We start from the raw sequence: 2,627 nt of genomic DNA on the forward strand, positions 1-2,627 counted from the left end.
GGACGTGGACCTCGACACTGCTCGCGCCTGGCTTCGCGCCATCCGCTTCTAACCACCCTTTCCATCAAAAGGGCCGGACCAATCCTTGTCGGCCACGGAGAGCGCAATGACCGATTCAGACACCCAAGCACCAACCGGCCTTGCCACGTACCACGATCCATCGCACAACGCGGCAGCGCTCATTCTCGATCCAGGCACCATGAAGTCGATGAGTGACCTCGCGCTGATGATGTCGAAGGGCGTGACAACAGTCCCCAAGCATCTGAAGGGCAATCAAGCTGACTGCATGGCGGTGRTGCTACAAGCAATGCAGTGGCAGATGAACCCATTCGCTGTTGCGCAGAAGACGTTCATCGTCAACGGCGGTGCATTGAGCTATGAGGCGCAGCTCGTCAACGCAGTGATCACCGCCAAGGCGCCAGTCAAAGGCCGCTTGAACTTCGAATGGTTCGGCACCTGGGAAAACGTCATCGGGAAGATGCGCGAAGTCACCAGCAAGACCAAGAAGGACGAGGACACTGGCGAGTTCAAGAAATACCGTGTTCCAGCCTGGAGCTTTGACGATGAGAGAGGTCTCGGGATCAGGGTCTGGGCAACCTTCAAAGGCGAAGACGAGCCGCGCATTCTGGAACTTCTGCTTACCCAGGTCCGCACGCGGAACTCGACGCTTTGGGCGGAGGACCCCAAGCAGCAGATCGCCTACTTGGTGACTAAAAAATGGGCCCGTCTCTTCTGCCCTGACGTCATCCTTGGCGTCTATACACCCGATGAATTCGAAGACTCGTACGGTGGAGAAATCGATATCACCCCTGCGAAGCAGGCTTCAAACACCGCTGCCGCTGCCGGTGTGTCGTTCGGCCCGAAATCCCCGTCGCCGGAAATCGACGGAGTATTCGCAGACCTTTTGGTCGTCGCAAAGCGGCAGGACATCGAAGCCTATGCGACAGCTTGGGCAGGTCTCAAGCCTAAGCAGCGCGCAGCGATCGGCCTGGAGTGCCACGAAGCACTCAAGAACATGGCGGCAACCGTTGATGGCGACTTTACCGATATGACTGGCACCAACGACGACCTGTCTCAGGCCGAGGAAGCGGCGTAATGAGAGCGGAACTTCAGGGCACTGAAAAGTGGCATGCAGACCGATCTGGCCGAGTGACAGCCAGCCGATTTAAAGATGTGATTGCTTGGGGGAAGCCTGACAAAAATGGAAAGCGCGAGCCTATGGGCGCGCGTACCTCATACATGCGCGAACTGTGCTTCGAGCGATTGGCAAAGAAGTCCAAGCACAACGTCAGCAGCGCTTCCATTAAGTGGGGCCACACCGAAGAACAGAAGGCTCAGGACGCCTACGAGATGTTGACCGGCAACATCGTCATACCGTCAGAGTTCATCGTCCACCCGAAGTACGACTGGCTCGGCTGTTCACCAGACGGCCTAATCAACGATGACGGTGGAACCGAGTCAAAGTGCCCCTTCAATGAGGCAATACACGTCAAGACTTGGCTCGAAGGCATGCCCGAGGAACACATGCCGCAGGTCCAAGGCTGCATGTTCGTTACGGGGCGGAAATGGTGGGATTTTCTGTCGTTCGATTCTCGTCAAGATGAAGAGTGTCAGCTCTATGTCGAGACCATTTACCGCGACGAGGAGTACATCGCCAACCTGCACAAAGAGCTAGTCCAGTTCAATCTGGAGCTGAATCGCATGGTTGATGAGGTCGCGGATAAAGCGCGGGCGCAAGCCCATAGATTAGGAGCTTGATCATGATCAGCAACCACCTCAACCTCATCGAACAGCAGCGGCAGAGCGCCGAATCAATCAACGACCGGGTCGCCCAGTACCTGGCAGCCGGCGGGCAGATCGCCCAACTGAAAAGCCCGCCGCGCAATCTACTACCGCCACCCCGCTCTCAGAAAATAGACCCTGAAACGGTCCTCAAGCGCAAACCCAAGGGCTTGAATTGGGCACAGCGCCAGACGCTTCGCAAAATGGCGGACTCAATATGAGCAGACGCAAACCCAACAACATGCGGGCCCGAATCGAGCGTTCCTGCCGGGCACTGCTCAGCACCAACCACGTCGCGGTGGTGAACATCGATCCCAGCGGCCGCCAGGGCATGATCAACTGGAGGAGCTGCAAGAACATTCCGCCCGGCCAACGCCTCGCCGACGCGGTCTGCGACTTTGCCCACCGCTGGACGATCTATCTCAGCGTCCAGTGTCGCGATCAACGAGGGCACCGCTACACTAAATCAGTRGAGGTTGCTCCCCAAGGCAACTATCTGGCCGCGCACCTCGAAGACGTGATCGAGGAAACCTACAAAGACCTGGTTGCCGAGAGCAATCCGAATCATCGGGTCGCTTCGGGCTGGATCGCCATTCCCGCCGAAATATCGCTGACTGAAGAGCAGGCCGCCCGGGTGTTCGACGCCGTGGRTGTCTGGAATCAGCAGAGGGCAGCATGAGACTCATCAGCAACCAGGTGCGCCAGCGCCGACGACAGACATGGCTGGATCTACCGGCCCACGGAATTGTAGAGGCGGACCATGGCCGAGGACGTGCAGGAGCCGACGGCGGAAGCCATCAAACAGCGCAAGAAGCGCGAGAAGAAAGCGGCGGACGATGCAGCGA

Annotated in this window: 4 protein-coding genes; all 4 read left to right on the top strand. The window is 57.9% G+C overall.

Annotated elements, in window-relative coordinates:
- The first annotated feature begins 106 nt into the window (after positions 1-106).
- Genes ACXRVY_RS23445 through ACXRVY_RS23460 form a run of 4 tightly spaced genes read left to right on the top strand, consistent with a single transcriptional unit; the run spans position 107 to position 2,461 of the window.
- A complete protein-coding gene (locus ACXRVY_RS23445) occupies positions 107-1,096 on the top strand; it encodes a RecT family recombinase (protein ID WP_458238365.1) in 990 nt (329 codons plus the stop codon).
- On the top strand, positions 1,096-1,758 hold the full coding sequence (locus ACXRVY_RS23450) for a lambda exonuclease family protein (RefSeq protein ID WP_457265788.1): 663 nt from the start codon (positions 1,096-1,098) through the stop codon (positions 1,756-1,758). The genes ACXRVY_RS23445 and ACXRVY_RS23450 overlap by 1 nt, the downstream gene beginning before the upstream one ends.
- A gap of 2 nt (positions 1,759-1,760) precedes the next feature.
- Positions 1,761-2,003, top strand: coding sequence for a hypothetical protein (locus tag ACXRVY_RS23455; protein ID WP_457265789.1), 243 nt, complete (start codon positions 1,761-1,763; stop codon positions 2,001-2,003).
- Positions 2,000-2,461: a hypothetical protein gene (locus ACXRVY_RS23460; RefSeq protein ID WP_458238366.1), complete on the top strand. Its 462-nt coding sequence runs from the start codon at positions 2,000-2,002 to the stop codon at positions 2,459-2,461. Before ACXRVY_RS23455 ends, ACXRVY_RS23460 begins: the two co-directional genes overlap by 4 nt.
- Positions 2,462-2,627: the final 166 nt, after the last annotated feature.

The organism is Pseudomonas sp. P5_A2_2, assembly GCF_054177685.1.

Excerpts from the sequence above, each read along its gene's own strand:
- ACXRVY_RS23450 (WP_457265788.1), top strand. The coding sequence starts at position 1,096 with ATGAGAGCGGAACTTCAGGGCACTGAAAAGTGGCATGCAGACCGATCT.
- ACXRVY_RS23455 (WP_457265789.1), top strand. The coding sequence starts at position 1,761 with ATGATCAGCAACCACCTCAACCTCATCGAACAGCAGCGGCAGAGCGCC.